A 19,903-nucleotide genomic window follows, 5' to 3' on the forward strand; every position below is an offset into this window, starting at 1 on the left:
CTTTCAATGCAAAAGTGAAAGCTTTCAGGGCTACTTCCAGGGGCGTAAGAGATGTCAAATTCTTTCTGTTCAGACTTTCTAAAATCTATGCTTAAACTTCCTTCCCCCCAAGAATTCCGCTTGATCCCTTCTTTCTCGTTTCCAAACACTGAATACGGACATCCTGAGAGAAGCCGCGATTTTGCAATATGTAGGAGCATTGCGCAAATGCAGAATATAAGTGTTTTCATTGTCCCTGTATATAAACTGGACTAATCTATGGGCTTCCATTAAAAAAGACAAGACCTTACAATCTCTCTAAAAATGACAAAGAGAACAACATAAACACAATCAACAGCAATTAAATCCAATAAAAAAGGGGTTCTATTAAATAGGCCCCCTCTTATTTTATTTCCAATACTTCAATTAAATTTATTCTGATACCTCATATAATGCCTGTATATAATAAGGTATATATTACTGCGCCAAGGCAAATGCCAATGGCATCGTATATCTTACCCTAACCGGCTGCGCATTTTGTTGACCAGGTTTCCATTTTGGAGATTTGCGAATCACGCGGAGTGCTTCCTCATCACAACCTGAACCAATGCCACTGATCAGTTTCACATCTGAGATGGATCCATCTCTTTCAATCACGAAACTTACCATCACCCTACCCTGCACTTCGTTTTCCTGTGCTAAGCTAGGATACCTCAGGTTTCTTTGTAGAAATTTCGTCCAGCCTTTCATTCCACCTTCAAACTCCGGATATACTTCTATCCCCCTGACCTCATAGATTTCGTTATCTACTTCCGCTATACCACCAGCACCTTCCGTTCTTCCTCCAGTACCACCTTTACCTGTTTCTGGCAGCACCTGTAAATTGGTCTCCAAACCAGACTGTGTTACAGGACCTGCTACCGCATGCTCCATTTCTTTTAAGGTAGGCGGTTCCGATATTGGATTTTCGACTACAATTGGGTCGCCAACCGCTTTATATGTTTTCAATTTTTCTTTTATCGGCTCCAGTATTGGTGCCTTTTCTTCTTTTTTAGGAACCAATGGTGCTGCAGGAGGTCTCAGCTCCACAACTGTATCTTTTCTTTCAGCGATTTCCGGCGGACGATTAATCATGGTCAGTAAAAAAGGAATCACAAACAATGGTGTAGCAATCAACAGGGAACGCAAAAGGATTTTTGAGGATTCTGCCCTCAATACAAAGGCACCGTAATTTTGGTTTCTGTTTTTGAATACAAGGTCGAGCCACTCGGACTTGTATAAGTTTGAAGAGGAGTTTAGCATAATTCAAAGGTTTTTCAATGTAATGATGGGATTATTCCAAGTATTCCATAATCCGCAGCTGTTTTTAATAGTTTAGGTGAAAATCCGCAAAAACACTAAACAGAAAGCCCAACAAGGCTATTTTTAAGCCTATTTTTCAAAAAACACCAAAAAACCAGAAATATTTCTTTGATTATCTAACGACATTCGTATTTTTACAAACAATTCAAGGAAAATACCAAACAAAAAATATATTTTTGACCAAATTTTAAACAAATAAATGAAAAGCTTAAGGACAACTGCATTAAAAGAGGCACAATCAAGAATTTCACCAGAAGTAAAGTCGCCTTCGACTAAGATTTCTGAGTTTTTCGGAGTGAATGTTTTTGATAAGAAAAAAATGAAAGACTTCTTATCAAAAGAAGTATTTGAAAAATTAAGTTCAACGATTGACCAAGGTGAGCTGATTAACCATGAAGATGCTAACCACATCGCTACTGCAATGAAAACTTGGGCTATGTCTAAAGGTGCAACACACTACACGCACTGGTTTCAGCCATTAACAGGTTCTACAGCAGAAAAACATGATGCTTTCTTTGAGCCAAGTAAAGATGGTGCAATTGAAGTATTTGCAGGAAGTGCATTGGTTCAACAAGAGCCAGATGCCTCAAGTTTCCCTAATGGTGGTATTCGTAATACGTTCGAAGCACGTGGATATACTGCATGGGATCCTTCTTCTCCAGCATTCATTATGGAAAGCAAAGCAGGTAAAACACTTTGTATCCCTACTGTATTTATTGCTTACACAGGCGAAGCCCTTGATTATAAAGCCCCTCTTTTAAAAGCATTATCTGCTTTAGATAAAGCTGCAGTTGACGTTTGTCAGTATTTTGACAAAGGCATCACTAAAGTAACTGCTTCTCTAGGTATTGAGCAGGAATATTTCCTGGTTGACCGTGCATTATACAATGCTCGTCCGGATTTAGCCTTAACAGGTCGTGCTTTATTTGGCCATATCTCCGCAAAAGGACAGCAATTAGAAGATCATTATTTCGGATCTATCCCTGAGCGTGTATTCACTTATATGGTTGACTTTGAAAACGAAGCCTTGAAATTAGGTATTCCTTTGAAAACCCGTCACAATGAGGTTGCTCCTTCTCAATTTGAGTGTGCACCGATTTATGAAGAAATCAACCTTGCCATTGACCACAACCAATTGTTGATGGACTTAATGGAGAAAGTTGCAGTAAAACATAACTTCAAAGTGTTATTACATGAGAAACCTTATGCAGGTATCAATGGCTCAGGTAAACACAACAACTGGTCGTTGATCACGGATACCGGCAAAAACTTATTGTCGCCAGGAAAAACACCTAAAAACAACTTAATGTTCTTAACGTTCTTCGTGAACACGATTAAAGCGGTACACGAACATGCAGATCTTTTAAGAGCAAGTATTGCTTCAGTGAGCAACGATCACCGTTTAGGTGCTAACGAAGCCCCACCAGCAATCATTTCTATCTTCCTTGGTTCTCAATTGAACGACGTGTTAGATGAAATCGAATCTTCAAGAAGCATCATTAAGAAAGTAAAAAGCGAAGATTCATTATGGTTAGGTATTCCTAAGATCCCTCAGATCTCTTTTGATACTACCGACCGTAACCGTACTTCTCCATTTGCCTTTACTGGTAATAAATTTGAGTTAAGAGCCGTAGGTTCTTCTGAAAACTCTTCAGCACCAATGACCGTATTAAACGCAATCGTTGCTGATCAGTTGAATAAATTCAAAGTTGAAGTTGATAAATTGATCAAAAAAGGTGAGAAAAAAGATGTGGCTTTATTAACCATCATCAAAAAATACCTTAAAGAATCAAAAGACATCCGTTTTGAAGGAAATGGTTACAGCCAGGAGTGGGAAGATGAAGCTGCAAAACGCGGTTTATCAAACATCAAAACTACACCTAAAGCATTAGATGCTTATGTAACAGATAAATCTACTGAGCTTTTTGCGAATACTAACATCTTCAGCAAACGTGAATTACATGCTCGTCATGAGATCTTATTAGAAAGCTATTTCAAGAAACTTCAAATTGAAGCAAGAGTTATGGGAGAAATGGTAAACAGTATCATCATTCCTGCAACCATCACTTACCAAAATGTATTAATTGAAAATGCTAAGGGCCTTAAAGACCTTGGATTATCAAAAGAAGCATTAGAAACTCCAGTGAACATTATCAATAAAGTTTCTGAGCATTTGAGCGGCCTGAAAGTAAACATCGACAAAATGCTGGAAGAACGTAAGATCACCAATGCTATTGAAGATAGTCGCGATAAAGCAATCGCTTACGATGAGAACGTAAAATCATACTTCGATACGATCCGTTACCACACTGATAAATTGGAACAAATCGTTGACGACAGCGTATGGCCTCTACCAAAATTCAGAGAATTATTGTTTTTGAAATAGAACCAAACCTCAATAAACCATTAAATTTTAGTTTTAATAACCCTTCAATGAATTTTGAAGGGTTATTTTTTTATTGTTAAGGCCTCAACATTCGGCCGTTTCCCTATCTTTGCAACAACATGAGTGATAACAGGTACAACCAACGTGGCGTTTCTGCGTCAAAAGAAGATGTGCACCAAGCCATCAAGAATATAGATAAAGGTATTTTTCCGCAAGCCTTCTGTAAAATCATACCTGATATTTTAGGGAATGATGACGCATTCTGCAATATTATGCATGCAGATGGTGCCGGAACTAAATCTTCCCTCGCCTACGTATACTGGAAAGAAACAGGTGATATTTCCGTATGGAAAGGAATTGCTCAGGATGCCATCATCATGAACATTGACGATTTGATTTGTGTAGGTGCTACAGACCAAATCCTTTTATCTTCTACCATCGGACGTAATAAGAATCTGATCCCAGGAGAAGTAATTGCCGCAATCATCAATGGTACTGAAGAGATACTTGCAGAACTTAGAGAGCTAGGCATCTCTATCTACTCTACAGGTGGTGAAACTGCTGATGTAGGCGACCTGGTACGCACGATCATTGTAGATTCTACGGTAACCTGCAGAATTGAAAGAGAAAAGATCATTAGCAATCATAAGATTCAGGCTGGTGATGTGATCGTTGGTCTTTCGTCTTCCGGACAAGCTACTTACGAAACAGAATATAACGGTGGTATGGGCTCTAACGGACTGACATCTGCCAGACATGATGTTTTTGATAAGTCGGTGGCCACAAGTTACCCAGAGAGCTTTGATCCTTCTGTTCCATTTGACCTGGTATTTTCTGGTGGCAAAAAGTTAACAGATACCATTAAGATTGATGAGGATACTGAAATTACCGTTGGAAAACTGGTACTTTCTCCTACACGTACTTATGCACCCGTGATTAAACAAATTTTAACCGCCTACAGAAGTCATATTCATGGACTTGTTCATTGCAGTGGCGGAGCACAAACTAAAGTGCTTCACTTTGTAAATGATGATGTTCATATCATTAAAGACAATATGTTCCCAGTTCCTCCATTGTTCCAGTTAATTCAAGAGCAGTCTGGCACAGATTGGAAAGAAATGTACAAAGTATTCAATATGGGCCATAGAATGGAATTATATGTTCCTGCAGCGATTGCTGAAGATATTATCGCCATTTCTAAAAGCTTTAATATTGATGCGCAGATTATTGGCCGTGTAGAAGCTTCTGAGCAGAAACAAGTCACTATAGAAAGCGATAAAGGTACGTTTGTTTATAATTAAGTATTTAATTCGCTGAATAGCGTGATTTATAAAGGAAACCGGTGATTTTATTACCGGTTTTCTTGTTTTGTGAAATTAAGGAGGTAAAAAATAACACCTCGCTCCTCAAAGGCGGAAAGCCTTGCGCTGAAGGGCGAAAAACCTTCTAAGCCTTTTCTGAGAAGGTCTTATTTTTTTAATATTAATTATTCTGCAAGCATTCGAACGAGATGGGTTAAAAAGAAAGATTATTTCCCAAGAGCGCTAAACCGGCTTATTAAACAAGATTGCTAAATAGAATACTAAGCAGCTATTAAATAAATTGGTTAGGCAACAAACCCCAAACCCGGCTTGATAAATAAGGCTAAAAACAGTAATTGATACTGAAATAAATCAGACTAAAACAAATACCTAGCCTATAAAAAAGGGATCAAACTTAGCGTCTGATCCCTTTCTACTTTTCCTGCACCATGGCTAAACACCTTGCAGATCGAATAATTATGATACAGAATTATTTTTTAATGGACAATTCGTTGATAATATTTTTCGCACCACCCAACACATCAATACACCACAATACGTAGCGCACATCCACACAGATCGTACGTTTAAATTTCTTATCAAAAGCGATATCACCACTCATTGCTTCCCAGTTACCATCAAAAGCAAGACCGATTAATTCCCCATTGCCATTGATTACAGGAGAACCTGAGTTACCGCCAGTAATGTCATTGTTAGTGATGAAGTTTACCGTTAAAGTACCATCGTTACCATACTGACCGAAGTTCTTTTTGTTGTAGTTTTCGATTAGGTTAGCAGGAAGGTCAAACTCACTGTCGCCAGGAATGTACTTTTGCATCATACCATCGATGGTAGTGGTTGTTTTATATACAATACCATCTTTTGGAGAATAATCCTGAACGTTACCATAAGAAAGACGCATCGTAGAGTTTGCATCTGGGTACATCAGTTTACCTTTGTTTTTTTCTAAGGTCGCTTTTAAATATAGGTGATCAAGATCTGCTTTTTTGCTTTCAAAATCAGCTACTAAAGAACCAAAATTAGTTTTGATGTAGTCTGGAGGATATACGTTGGCCGCATATTTATAGCCTGGATCAGCTTTAACTGCTTCGACAGAAGGATTTGTGGCCATAAAGGCTTTCAATTTAGCTGTTTTAATCAGGTTGCTATTTTCCCACAGGTAATCTGCGAACTTCTCGAAGGTTGTTTCAGGATTTCCTGTCCAGTACTTTTCAGCGATTTCCGCGAAGAATTTAGGCTGAGATTTCACAGGAACATCTTGGTAGAAACTGGCTAAAATTTTAGCGAAGATCTTTTTATCAGCAGCTTCTACATAAGTCTCCTCATAAGCAGCTGCAGCAGTCTGAAGGTTTGCTTTTACTTTTTCAGCGAAAGCAGCATCGCCTTTTTTCTGATCTACAGCAGCAAAAGAGCGCAGGATTGTAATCGCATTAGGCACCCATGCAGAAGCCATAAAACCTTCATTGATATAAGTCCGCTGTACAGAGATCGGATCGATTTCTTTATAGATCTGAGCATATTGCTCCATCAGACCAGCGAATTCAGTTTTCTGAGCTGCCCAATCCGTAAAAGCTTTCTCTTCTTTTCTTTTTGAATCGGCAACTTTCAGTCTTTTCAACTGTTCCGTCTGACCGATATAATATTTCCAGTAGTTGGCAATATTTGCATATTGAGAAGACAATTTCAAGCGTGTATCTACGCTTTTGTCCATTTCCTGTTTCCAGGATTTCAAGCGGATATCACGTAATTTAACGATAGTTGGACTTACTTTTTCAGTAGCCAAATCCACACCATAAGAAGTTAAATATCTGTCCGTACGACCAGGATAACCATAAACCATGGAGAAATCACCATTTTTCACTCCTTTGATAGAAACAGGAAGGAATTTTTTCGGGGTATAAGGAACGTTTGCTGCTGTATATTTTGCAGGGGCATTGTCTTTACCGGCATAAACTCTGAACACAGAGAAATCACCCGTCTGACGTGGCCATTCCCAGTTGTCTGTATCACCACCAAATTTACCGATATTTTGAGGAGGCGCACCTACCAAACGAATGTCATCAAAACGTTCGTATACAAAAAGGATAAACTGGTTAGATTTATAAAAATCTTTCACATTTGCTTCGATAGTTGGGCCAGTTACTGCGGCTTTAGCAATTGTACTGAATACTTCCAGCATTTTAGAAGATTTCTCCGCACCGGTAAGGCCTTTTGTAGCGGCTTCAACCTGAGGAGTTACATCTTCCATTTTCAATAGGAATTTCACAAACAATCCATCAATAGGCTTCTCTTCCCCATAATTTTTGGCGTAGAAACCATTGTCAAGGATGTTATTCTGAGGAGTAGAGTTCGAAGCGATTGCATCGTAACCACAGTGGTGATTGGTAAAGATCAGTCCTTTATCGGAAACGATCTCACCAGTACAGAAACCACCGAAATGAACGATCGCATCTTTCAGACTGGAGCCATTTGCATTGTAAAGGTCTTTTGCGGTTAGCTTAAAACCCTGCTTCTTCATTTGCTCATAGTTCTTTCCTATCAGCATCGGGATCCACATCCCTTCATCTGCGTTAACTGTATTCGCAAAGGACATAACCATTGCACACAGCAGCAGATAAACTGTTTTTCTCATGATATAATAAATTAGTTTTGATACCCAAAGTTAAGTAATTGTGACCATTAATAGGTATAGATTACAAGCTTACCGTCTTTCTTTGCGCATATTTACTTCTATAAATCACGAAACCTACAGTGGCGGCAATGCCGATGAGTCCTTCCAGGAAGATCGCCGGTCTTGGGCCCATTACATTAGCCATCCAGCCAATCAGCAGACTGCCGATCGGAAGAATGCCCTGGTATGCCATTACATAGTAACTAATGGCCCTCCCACGCATCTCTGGAACCGCATGTGTTTGAATATAAGTATTGATGGCAGAAGTTTGTCCCATCATCCCGATTCCTGTTAGGGTCATAAAAAATAAGGCCAATGGCAATTGCGGCGCATAGGCAAGAAACAATAAGCTACCACCCAGGATTCCTCCGGCAATCACCACCATTTTCATCAGGCCGTTACTATGTTTCAGGTTGGCTAAGTACACCGCAGTAATGATAGAACCTAGTCCGGCAGCACTTTCAAACCAACTGAAAGTCCTGGCATCCCCATTAAAAATGTCTTTGGCAAAAATGGGCATCAAGGTATTAAATGGGATCACAAATAAACTGCTCAAGCCAATCATGATCAGCATACTGCTTAGGTTTTTATCTCCAGAAACGTATTTAAATCCTTCATCCAACTCTTTCCAAATGCTTTTCTCTGATTTTATGATTTCTACCGCTTTTAGTCGCATCATAAACAGGCAGATCAATACCGGGATATAGCTCAGGAAGTTCAGTATAAAGCAAAAGTCTGTTCCAAATGTACTCAGGATGATCCCGGCAACTGCAGGACCAGCGATTCTGGCAAAGTTGACCATCGTAGAATTCAGCGCGATGGCATTGGGCAAGTCTTCTTTATGGTCTACCATTTCCACCATAATCGATTGTCGGCAAGTCATGTCAAAGGCATTAATGATTCCTTGGATCAGACTCAGTGCAACGATTAGGAGGATGTTGTAATAGCCAAAAAATAGGATTCCGGCCAAGGCTCCTGCCTGTAGCATCGAGGCGATCTGCGTGAGCACTAGAATTCTGTAACGGTTATGGCGATCTACCAGACTTCCCGCATAAGGTGATAACAATAACGAAGGAATCAGACTCACAAAACCAACTACTCCCAATAGTAACGCAGATCCTGTCAGCTGATACACCAACCAACTCACCGCCGTCTTCTGCATCCAAGTGCCCACCAGGGAGATAGATTGTCCGTAAAAAAACAGTTTAAAGTTGCGGGATTTGAGTGATCGAAATAGTGCCATGCGAATTTATTTGTGAACTTTTTTTGTCACATCCCAAATCTCGGGATAAAGAATATATTTGTAAAATTGATAGTTTTAATAGTATTGATTAGTTTTAACGATCGATATTATCCATTTTAAAAGCGATAACACTATGGAATTCAGACAACTCAGTTATTTCATCAAAGCGGCAGAACTGCTGCATTTCACCGCAGCTGCAGCGCAATGTTTTGTGACCCAATCTACTTTATCACAGCAGGTAAAACAGCTGGAAGAAGAACTAGGGATGCTGCTATTTGACCGGGTGGGAAAGCATGTACAGCTGACAGAGGCTGGAAAGCTATTTCTAAACCATGCCAGGCAGATCATGCTGGAGATCAAGAAGTCCAAGCAAGCCATTTTTGAACTGAACAACGTAGTGAATGGAGAGCTGAGAATTGGGGTTACCTATGCCTTTATTTCATTACTCCTACCCTCTCTCAGGCCTTTTTCCAATAAATACCCGGGGATTAAACTCCATATAGAGTCTGGCATCGCCGGAGAATTGGAAGCCCGTCTAAAAACCGCAGACCTTGATTTTATCCTGGCCTTTCATGAACAATCTGACAATGAAGGACTAGAGATGCAATTGCTATTTTCTTCCAGGATAAAGATGGTGACCTCCAAAAGGCACCCTCTGGCTAAATTAAGTCGTATCTCTTTAAAAGACCTCGCGCAAACGGAAATGATCTTAGCGAACAAAGGATTCAGCTCCAGGGATATGCTGGACGAGATTTTCAAAAAAAACAACATCATTCCTAATATTAAAATAGAGATGAATGATACCCATTCATTGCTTTCGCTAGTGGATACCGGAAACTGGGTCACGATTATCAACGAGAAAACAATTACGGGCTGGGAAGACCTGGTGGCGATACCCATTACCGGAAAAGAGCTCTATAAAGAAGCTTATATCTTATGGCAGAAGGGGGTTTTTAGAAAAAAATCAGCAACTCTTTTTATAGAAGAGCTGCTGAAGATAGTATAAGAGAGCGGACAAATATCTAGATATTTCAACCCCCCGGAATGTATTTGACAGGTCCTTTCACATTTGCCACCGACAGAAATTATTGCCAGTATTATCAAAATATCCAACTCTCTTCAAATAACAAAATTAAAACTAACACAAATTATTGATAATAACACCAAATTAAATCATTAATTAACAAACAAATAGCATTCAACAAAGTATAACTACAAAAACAGCGGTAAGTTTAACTGTCCTAAAAACTAAGGCAAAAAGAAACCGCCTCCTAATTAAATAGGAGACGGCTTCTTTTTGAAATTGGATAATCCCAGTCAGGAATCTCCCAGTTTATTTAATAGGTTCAAATATTGGATTTCTGACCGGTTGCATCAATTTTATACCAGGCTTTATTTTCATATAAAGCGCCTTCATGTTTCCCCGCATGCTGGTTCACAGCAATTCCTAGTACCTTTCCTTTATAGTAAAAGCCTACATTGGTATCGGTGATCGTATGGCCAACGATAATGGTTTTCACCTTATACAATGCCAAAGTCTGGTCCACTTCCTCCTCAGTCGCCTTAGGTTCTACAAAGTAGCCCCTGTACCAGAACAAAGAAGAACGAGTGCCATCAAAAAACATCATGACCTCTTTATCAGGAATCATTCCTGGTTTTTTATATTGATCATAATAGGGTCTGCAACGGTTATTGATGTCTTTTAAACTCATCTTCAAAGTATTAATGATAGGCGCTACGCCTCCATGCAGACAAAGGTTATCACCAATCTTTTCGATCAGATTTTTACTTCTTAACCATCGCCCAAGCTCAGCATCAGGGCCGTATAACTGGATATAATCCAGGCCCATCAGCTTCGCGTTGTCGAAATATTTTGGCTTTACATAACGTAGGTCGCCGCTCAGGTTCATGATGTCATGATTACCAAGAATGGTATGTAAATACCCTCCTTTGGCTTTCGCATCTTGCTCGAGCTTATAGAGCAGCCAAATGGTAGCCGGCACTTCTTGTCCGCGGTCAAATAAATCACCACAGATCACCAGTTGCCCTTTACCAAAGGTCCAGTTGTATTGCTCATCCATCACCTTATTGGCCAGCAGCAGCTTTCGTAATGCTTCAAACTCCCCTTCAATGTCAGAAAGAGCAAGCAGCTTATCCGGTTGCTTAAATTCTGCCGGTTCATTTTTCAGTACGGACTGCAATTTCAGAGAGAAATTCCATTCCGGATGTTCAGAAAACTCCACATTTATCGGTACCTCTGACTTCTTATTCAAGGGGTAAGTTTCCAGTTTCACTTTCTGCATACCGTTTTCCATCACAATACTTCTTACCTCAATCTGGTTGTTTTTATACAACACATAAGGACCGTCTCCAGAAGGAGCAGCGGCGTAAGCAGTTAAACTGAGGAAGCTGAAAACCAGCGGCAAGGCTATCGTTAGTAATTTCATAATTCGTTATTTATAACCTTCGTTTTGTTCCATATTTGGATTTGCGTTCATCTCTCTCAAAGGAATTGGAAGAACGGTTTTCAAAGAATTATTAGGTACTTGAAGCACAAAATCACTCATACCATATTTAGTAAAAGCCAATTTATTACGTGTCAAGTCGAACAAACGGTGCCCTTCAAAAGCAAATTCTTTCCTGTTTTCATTGATGATCAGGTTGATTAAAGCTTGTCCAGTTGCTGTAGTTGTAGTGGCTGTTAAATCAGCACGTTTGGCAATCACATCAAGATCAGCTGCTGCTAAAGCATCTTTTCCAGTTTGTTTAGCTCTTGCTTCTGCACGAATCAAGTAAACTTCTGCAAGACGGATCACTTTGATACCTTCTTCATAAGTACTGATGTTATTGTACTTAGTGATCACATAAGCAGGATCTTCTCCCCCTGAACCCGTTCTTTTACCTTTTACTACAAAACCTCTTCTCGCATCCGTTGCTTTGTAAGCATTGAATAGATTTTCGGTGGCCAGGCCATCACCATAACTTCCACCTTGAGTCAGGAAGTTGGATAAAGCATCTGTACCATTGTTGCTGGTGGCATTGAAAACCACTTCAAAGATAGACTCCGAATTATTTTGAACTCTAAAATTCAAGTAATTCGCATTGCTTAGCAAAGTATATTTACCATTAGTGATTACGTCTGTCGCGGCAAGCTCTGCATTTACATAGTCGCCCATGTACAGATATACTCTTGCTAACAAGGCCTCTGCAGCAAAACGACCAATGTGACCTTTATTGCTTGCTGTAAAACCTACTGGAGCAGTTGGCAAAATTTCTACTGCTCTTTTCAAATCAGCTACGATCAGATCATAACTTTCTTTCACCGTATTTCTTTTTGGCATGATAATATCCTCCTTACTGGTACCACTCACGCTCACTACTGGCACACCAATATGGCTGGCATCCGGAGTCGCATTATAAGGTGCAGCATATAGACGTACCAAATCAAAATTAGCCAATGCTCTTAACGCATGAGCTTCTCCTATCAGGTGATTCACCTCTGCGGCTTCTGATTCCGGAACGGTTAACACTTTCCCTTTGGAGATGATGATATTAGCATTTACCACGGTACGGTATAAGATATTCCAGGTAGCATTCGCATAAGTATCATTTGTAGCTACTGTATATTGGTCGTAACCGGTATATCTTTTAGAGTTTTTTCTGCTGATATACATGTTATCTGCCATTAAATCCGGCAAAACCATCATATTACGGCCATAATAGGATGCAGACTGTAAAAGTCCGTAAGTACCCATTACCGCAGCTTTCGTGGTTGGTAAATCAATCACCACCAATTCCACATCAGTTTGCTGCTGAGGATTAATATTAAGCAAGTCCTTTTTACAAGCGCCAAAGGATAAGGCTACCACAAGTAATGGTAATATTTTTGAAGTATATTTTATCATTTTCATCTGTAGCTGTAATTAAAATTTAAGATCAAGACCTAGAAGGGCAGTTTTATAAATTGGGATATTTTTATCTGCAAATCCTTCAATACCTACTTCTGGGTCAAAGCTGATGCGTTTATCTCTGATGTAGGTAAACAGGTTGTTTGCTCTGAAATAGATTCTTGCACTGGATATGTTCAGTTTTTTAATCCATTGATCAGGCAATTGGTAACCTAGGGTAACATCCCTCAGACGTACATAATCTCCATCATAAAGGAAACGTGTAGAACTTTGAGAAGAAGGGCCCGATTGTGTTCCGTTGAACACCACTTTTGGCTGATCTGTAATCTGACCTTCATGAGTCCATCTGTTCTCGTAGTAGTAACGTGTCATCTTTGTAGTTGGCGCAAAACCTCCCGAACCATCGCTGAAACTTGTTGCACCGTAGTTATCAAAGATTTTATTACCTAAGTTGAAGTACAGCATGAAGCTCAATGAGAAACGCTTGTAAGAAAACGTATTCGTTAAACCTCCAAATACTTTCGGTAAAGCACTACCTTGATTAAACTGAGTCGCTTTATTGTATTCATTAGTAGTTTCTGTTTTCGAACCATCTTTATACCACAATGCTTCTCCATTTGAAGGGTCTACCCCTGCATATCCCACCAGATACAACTGATAATAATCGCCACCTACAAAACGGTTATAACTACTACCCACAATCGGGCTAACTAATGCCGTAATTTTGTTCTTCATCGTAGAGATGTTGAAACTGGTATTCCAGCCAAAACCATCGTTGTCAGGTTTCACATTGACACTGTTTAATTCCAGTTCCAATCCTGAGTTTTTCATTGCACCGATGTTATCCGTAAAGTTGGTTACGCCATTCGTTGCAGAGATTGGCTTGTCCAATAACAAATCTGAAGTAGCACGGGTATAATATTCAAAAGTACCTGTTAAACGATTGTTCAGCACACCGAAATCAAGGGCCACATTGAAAGGTTTATTTTTCTCCCAGGTCAGCAAATTATTTCCGTAGTTAGAGAAGACTAAACCTGGTGCATTGTCATAGCTAGAGCCATTATATAATGCTCTGGAATCAAAGTTACCAATGTCCTGATTTCCATTTACTCCGTAACTGGTACGGAAACGTAAATCAGAAATCACATCTTGTCTCTGCATAAAATTTTCTTTGCTGATGTTCCATGAAGCACCAAGAGCGAAGAAATTACCATATCTTTTTTCTGAACCGAATCTGGAAGAACCATCACGACGTGCAGAAACACTTAAATAATATTTCGATAGATAATCAAATGAAGCATTGAAGAAAACTGAACTTAACCCATTACCTGTTGCAGTAGATCCGCCGCTAGTTAAAATAGAAGCATTATCTAAGGTATAAGTATTAGGAAGGAAGTTACGTTTAGAAACGGAGTTTCCTACTTCATCAACGCTTTGTTCTTCATAACCCGCATAGGTTTTTAAGCCAAAATCACCAAAATTTTCATTGTAACGAAGAATCAGGGTGTTTACAAAGTTGCTCATTCTATCTGTAGAATTAGTTGCTCTACCACCATCTGAACGCGAAGTACCTACACCAGATTTATTATATTTAATCATTTCTCTGTACAAGAAATTGATGTTGCTTTGATTCTCAATAGATAGAGAAGGTAAGATTTGGTATTTCACTAAGAAATTACCCAGCATACCATAAGCATTGGTTTTATCGTAACTCTCTTTTACCTGAGCCATTGGGTTATAGTTGTTATAATAGCTGAAGTCATAAGTACCATCATCATTATAAGCTTTTAACCAAGGCTGATAAAGTGTGTACATACGTACTGGATTTCCAAAAGTTCCGCCATCTGCCTGACTTTGGTTTTTGCGGTAATTCACTTGTAATCCACCAGAAAATGACAACTTATCCGTAGCCTGGTTCGTCAATTTCAAGTTTCCTGTGCTTCTTGTAAATTCTGAGCCCAATAGTGCGGCTTTAGCTACATAGTGACTTCCCGAAACATAGAATTTCGTTTTTTCAGTACCGCCACTTGCAGAAAGATCAAATTGAGAGTAGTTACCATTGCGGGTTAATAAATCAAACCAGTCCGTGTTTACATTCGGATTTACACCGTCAGTCGCCATTTGTTTATCAAAAAGTGCAGGGTCATTTTTCTTATTCGCCCATCCTTCTCTTAATAATTCCAGCATTTCATTGGTATTCAATAAGTCGTGACCCTTAACTTTAGTCACTTTATTGGAACCTACCTGAGCAGAGGCACTAATTACTGTTTTACCAGCAGTACCAGATTTAGTTGTAATTAAAATTACGCCATTTGCTGCTCTGGAACCATACATAGAAGCAGCTGCAGCATCTTTCAATACCGTTACCGACTCTACATCGAAGTTATTCAAGCTATTGATTTGTCCGGATTCCAGAGGAATCCCATCCACTACATAAAGCGGACTGCTGCCTGCAGTTACAGAACCAATACCACGAATCCTTACATTAGGTACTGCACCAGGCTGTCCTGATCCGCTTGAAACAGCTACACCGGCTACATTTCCCTGCAAAGTTTCCTGAATACTCACATTTGGGTTACCGTTGATTACGGTTGATTTTAACATCTTCGCAGATCCTGTGTAAGAAGCTTTCGTTTGTGTACCATAAGCAACCACCATTACTTCTGCAAGATCCTGGTTAGAAGGAACCATGGTAATGTTAGCCATTACATCTGCGTTTTTAACCTCAATATTGGATACAAATTTTTCATAGCCAACAAAAGAGGCAATCATTTGATATTTACCAGATTTTGAAAGGTTAAAGGAATATTCTCCATTACCATTGGTTTGTGCAGTTTGTTTGAAATCATCGCTGGTCAGCACAATGCTCACACCCGGAAGAGGTTTTCCGATCTCATCCAATACTTTTCCTTTTAACACCATCATTTTGAAGGCATCATTAGTCATCGCAATGGCCAGGTCTTTTCTTCTTAGCAATACATTATTACCTACCACTTTAAAAGTTAAAGGAAGCACGTTTGCACATTCTCTCAATACCGTTTCAAGAGAAGCATTTTTTACCTCAATAGACATCCTGGTCTGACGGACATCATTGCTGTCATAAAAGAAAACATAACCCGTCTGTTTTTTGATAGATTCTAGAATCCTTTCCAGCGGTGCATTCTTTTCTTTTAAATTGATTTGGCTATATCCCTTTGCACTGGCTTGCATAAAAGCCAGAAACAACAAGATGGTGGTCAACTTCATAATCATTAGCAATTTAGGGGGCAGCCAAGTCTTGGACATAGCTGTAGTAATAGCATTAAAATTCATACTTTTGTAATGTTTGGGTTAATACCGTGAATAGTTTGCAAATTGTTTGTCCCGGATCTTTGCCGGGAAGGGTTAACTCAGCATTTACCGCAGTTGTGCTCGAACACTTCTGCGGTTATTTATATCTTGAAAAAGACGCCGTTTATCCCTTGTGGTGTCAATGCTCTTGTAGTTTTATCTTCATCTTAAATGGGTTTGTTTTGGTGAGTATGGTTTGGTATTTATAAGTTTCAATTGGTGTCCCTGTTTAAGGGCTTACTATAATCTGCTTTCCATTTACGCGGAAATGCACTTTAAAAAAGCTAAGAATGTCCAGCACCTGCGACAGGTTACTGTTTCTATCAATCTCTCCTGAAAATTGTCTGGCAGGGAGTGCACCTTCATAGGTTACCTCTAAATCGTACCAACGGGCTACAGAGCGCATCACACTTTCCAGATCTGCATCTTCAAATTTAAACACGCCATTTTTCCAGGCCACCGCTTCTTTTTCTTTACCATAATTAATATGGAACAGACTTCCAGTCCATGCCGATTGCTGTCCAGGTTTCAGGATTAAGGAACGGTCTTCTCTTTCTTTGCTAAATACTTTTACCGCGCCTTCCAATAACGTAGTTTTCGTACTTGGTTCATCTGTGTAAGCATTAATATTAAAATGAGTCCCGAGAACTTCTACTGTTTGTGTACCGGTAGATACCTTGAAAGATTGGGAAGGATTTGCTTTGGCTACTTCAAAATACGCCTCTCCAGTTAAACTCACCTCTCTGTTTTCTCCAGTAAATGCAGTAGGATAACGTAAAGAAGATGCGGCATTGAGCCATACTTTAGTGCCATCAGGAAGATTGATCTGGTATTGCCCGCCTTTAGGAGTGGCAATGGTATTCATCGCCGTTTTTAGTGCATTCGATTTTAGTACTGCTGAAACCGTATACACTAGCTGGCCATCCTTGGCTTTAGTAATGGTGATGCCTGATTGTTCTGCTAGTTTACCGTTTCCAGCTTCATCCAGCGTAATCTGCTGACCATCGCCAAGGGTTAATACCGCTTTATTGCCTCCTGGAAGGATGGGCTTTTTAATACCATAGTGCTCTTCCGCAGATAAATCAGTAAGTTTATTAGAAGCGTTGCTATTGCTGAAAAGATATAAAGCGATTCCTGCAACCAGTAACACGGCAGCAGCGCTGCCAATACGCGGCCATAAAATAGTTTTTTTAACTGGCATTTCTGCGGTTTCATGGATGGGTAATCTGTCCCAGATTCTATCCGTCGCTGCTTCCAGATCTGAAGAAGCTAACTCCGCTCCTTCTTTTGAGAATTTCAAATACCAGGTTTCTACAATTGCTTTTTCCGCATCTGTACAATTTCCTGCCTTATATTTGTCTAATAATTCTTTTGCCTGCATACCAATTTTGACCGCTAATTACCCTATAGACGGTTAGCCTGGACCTTGGGCGTAAAAAAAAATGAAATATTTTATCTATGGCTGATGTACAGCAGATAAATCACCAGACCGAACTTCGCTCTCAGTATTTTAAGTGCATTATTGACATGCTTTTTAACGGTAGATTCTGAAAGGTTTAACTGTACAGCGATTTCCTTATGACTAAGGTTGGCCTTTCTGCTCAATTCAAAAACTGCTTTCATTTTTGGCGGTAATGCGGTAATTTCTTTTTCGATTAGTGCGGTCAGTTCATTGGCCCTTACTAAATGATCAGTCTGGGCTTCACTATGGTCGATAAAATGCTGCAGGGAAACCATGTATTCCGAGGCTACCTTTTTATGAGAGATGAGGTCGATAATCCGGTTTCTAACCGCCTGGTAGAGGTATCCGGAAAGATGTGTTTTTAAAACCAGGTCATTTCTTTTTGTCCAGAGGCTGGCGAAAAGCTCATGAACCACATCATCTGCTTCTGGCTGATTTCTGAGTTTGTTATAGGCGTGGATGTACAATAAGCCTTTATACCGGTTGTAAATTTCGGTAAAAGCAGCCTTGTCACCCTCTTTCAAATGGGCAACTAAATCAATATCAGCTAAGGCGGTGTACGAAGTCATTATTTAGGATTCAACCCCCTTTTTCTGGTAGATCCTCCTCAATATTAATTATTTTTTTTGTAAAAGTTAGTCCACAGCGGTATGAACAAATTATCAAGCCCCAATAAACCGCTAACTATGAACAACATAGATAACATTCCATTGGGGCTTATTAAATTGACTTCGGAAATTTGAAGGGATTAATCCTCGGCTTTCGCAAAATCTTTAACCACTGCACCGAGATCGTAGACAGGCGTTTTCGCACCAAATTCCGCTGCAATAATACTGCTTCCAGCAGCACTTCTGCTACCACCTGCACAATGTACCACAATAGGTTTATCAGCAGGAACCTCTTTGATCCTTTCTCTCAGCTCTCCTAATGGAATATTAGTCGAATTGGCGAACACCTTTTTCTTTTTCACTTCATTTTCATTCCTGACATCAATAATGGTAAACTCTTCAGGATTCGCAATAAAGCATTCCAAAGGCAATACAGGCATAAATACGTCACCGGAATGCGTGACAAAAGCAGCTTCAATAAAACCTTCATAGCCAATGCTGGCAGTCCGATGAATTAATTCTTTTAAATGTGTCAAACTCGAGGCTGTTAAATAGAAATGTTCTCCAGGTCTGATGATACTGCCCAGCCAGGTTTCGAACTTTTTACCGTACACTATATTTACCGCACCAGGAAAATGACCAGCTTTAAAATCCGCTTCAGGACGGGCATCTACCACGATAATGGCTGCATTAATTTCTTCGAGCTCTGGCTGTTTGATGATTTCAACCTGATCTACTAATGCCTTAAAAGGAGCTGCTCCTTTTCTGTTCAGGTCTACAGCATAACCAAAATACTTAGGAATAAATGGCTGATCTGTGGTCAATTCTTTGATAAAGTCTTCTGCTGTCATTTCTTGCAGCGACCAATTGCTATTTTTTTCCGCTCCGATGGTACTCGAGTTTGCCGTACTTAAGGCTTTACCGCATAAAGTACCAGAACCATGTGCAGGATACACAATGACCTCATCCGCTAACACCATCAATTTATCTTTAAGTGAATGGTACATTTGCAGGGCGAGTTTTTCTCTTTTCGCCTGTAAGTTACCTACCGACTCCCTTAGATCCGGTCTGCCGCAATCACCGATAAACAAGGTGTCACCCGTGAACACCGCTTTAGCTTTGCCATCATGTTCCAGCAATATCGAAATACTATCCGGAGAATGGCCTGGAGTATGAATACTGGTCAACTTTATTTTACCGAAACTAACTGACTCCCCTTCATCAAAATAATGTACCGGGTAAGCGGCACCAGTTAAACTATGTGCATATATTTTAGCGCCTGTAGTTTCATGAATTTCCAGGTGGCTGCTCACAAAATCAGCATGTGGATGCGTTTCTATTACGCCAATAATCTGAGCCTCAAATTTCTTTGCAAATTCATAATAAGGTTCAGGATTACGCGCAGGATCAATCAATACGATTTTTTGCTCACATTCACTCACTATCGCATAGCTGTAATGTGCTAAAAACTCATCTTTAAATTGTTCTATAATCATCTTTTATTTATTTTAAAATAACCTGATATTATGCCTCATCAGCATTGATCTTATACAAATTTCAGCATTAAAAGCCATTTATTTTGTGACTAATGTCACCCAGCAAAATGTAACTGGTCAATAACCTTAGCCGGCC

At 39.6% G+C, this 19,903-nt stretch carries 12 protein-coding genes; 3 read left to right on the plus strand and 9 right to left on the minus strand.

The window, feature by feature from the left end; translation table 11 throughout:
* Positions 1–456: 456 nt before the first annotated feature.
* The gene (locus tag H9X96_RS18880; protein ID WP_187667776.1) at positions 457–1,281 is read right to left on the minus strand and encodes an energy transducer TonB; all 825 of its coding nucleotides are present in this window, start codon (positions 1,279–1,281) and stop codon (positions 457–459) included.
* Positions 1,282–1,540: 259 nt separating this feature from the next.
* Here H9X96_RS18880 and H9X96_RS18885 point away from each other — a divergent pair, with 259 nt between their 5' ends.
* Entirely contained in the window at positions 1,541–3,727 is a 2,187-nt protein-coding gene (locus H9X96_RS18885; RefSeq protein WP_187667777.1) for a glutamine synthetase III, read from the plus strand.
* Between the two features lie 119 nt (positions 3,728–3,846).
* Complete coding sequence (locus H9X96_RS18890; protein WP_187667778.1) at positions 3,847–5,028, plus strand: AIR synthase related protein; 1,182 nt, start codon at positions 3,847–3,849, stop codon at positions 5,026–5,028.
* Positions 5,029–5,518: 490 nt separating this feature from the next.
* On the opposite strand, the gene H9X96_RS18895 is transcribed toward H9X96_RS18890, so the two are convergent.
* Together H9X96_RS18895 and H9X96_RS18900 are read right to left on the minus strand one after the other, a co-directional pair.
* A complete protein-coding gene (locus H9X96_RS18895; protein WP_370576759.1) occupies positions 5,519–7,684 on the minus strand; it encodes a S46 family peptidase in 2,166 nt (721 codons plus the stop codon).
* 58 nt (positions 7,685–7,742) lie between these two features.
* Entirely contained in the window at positions 7,743–8,963 is a 1,221-nt protein-coding gene (locus tag H9X96_RS18900; protein WP_187667780.1) for an MFS transporter, read from the minus strand.
* A 133-nt stretch (positions 8,964–9,096) separates the two neighbouring features.
* Here H9X96_RS18900 and H9X96_RS18905 point away from each other — a divergent pair, with 133 nt between their 5' ends.
* Positions 9,097–9,969, plus strand: a complete 873-nt coding sequence (locus H9X96_RS18905; RefSeq protein ID WP_187667781.1) for a LysR substrate-binding domain-containing protein — start codon at positions 9,097–9,099, stop codon at positions 9,967–9,969.
* Positions 9,970–10,309: 340 nt separating this feature from the next.
* Here H9X96_RS18905 and H9X96_RS18910 read toward each other — a convergent pair whose 3' ends face one another.
* From H9X96_RS18910 to H9X96_RS18935, 6 genes are all read right to left on the minus strand, one after another.
* Positions 10,310–11,410 (minus strand): metallophosphoesterase, encoded by a 1,101-nt coding sequence (locus tag H9X96_RS18910; protein WP_187667782.1) that lies wholly within the window; start codon positions 11,408–11,410, stop codon positions 10,310–10,312.
* Between the two features lie 6 nt (positions 11,411–11,416).
* Positions 11,417–12,874, minus strand: a complete 1,458-nt coding sequence (locus H9X96_RS18915; protein WP_187667783.1) for a RagB/SusD family nutrient uptake outer membrane protein — start codon at positions 12,872–12,874, stop codon at positions 11,417–11,419.
* 12 nt (positions 12,875–12,886) lie between these two features.
* Entirely contained in the window at positions 12,887–16,117 is a 3,231-nt protein-coding gene (locus H9X96_RS18920; protein ID WP_187667784.1) for a SusC/RagA family TonB-linked outer membrane protein, read from the minus strand.
* A 313-nt stretch (positions 16,118–16,430) separates the two neighbouring features.
* Positions 16,431–17,582 carry a FecR family protein gene (locus H9X96_RS18925; protein WP_187667785.1) on the minus strand — a complete coding sequence of 384 codons (1,152 nt, stop codon included), beginning with the start codon at positions 17,580–17,582 and terminating at the stop codon, positions 16,431–16,433.
* A gap of 71 nt (positions 17,583–17,653) precedes the next feature.
* Entirely contained in the window at positions 17,654–18,232 is a 579-nt protein-coding gene (locus H9X96_RS18930) for an RNA polymerase sigma factor (protein WP_187667786.1), read from the minus strand.
* Between the two features lie 179 nt (positions 18,233–18,411).
* Positions 18,412–19,767, minus strand: coding sequence for a rhodanese-like domain-containing protein (locus H9X96_RS18935; RefSeq protein ID WP_187667787.1), 1,356 nt, complete (start codon positions 19,765–19,767; stop codon positions 18,412–18,414).
* Positions 19,768–19,903: the final 136 nt, after the last annotated feature.

The sequence above is a fragment of the Pedobacter sp. N36a genome (assembly GCF_014472395.1).
Taxonomy (GTDB): Bacteria; Bacteroidota; Bacteroidia; order Sphingobacteriales; family Sphingobacteriaceae; genus Pedobacter.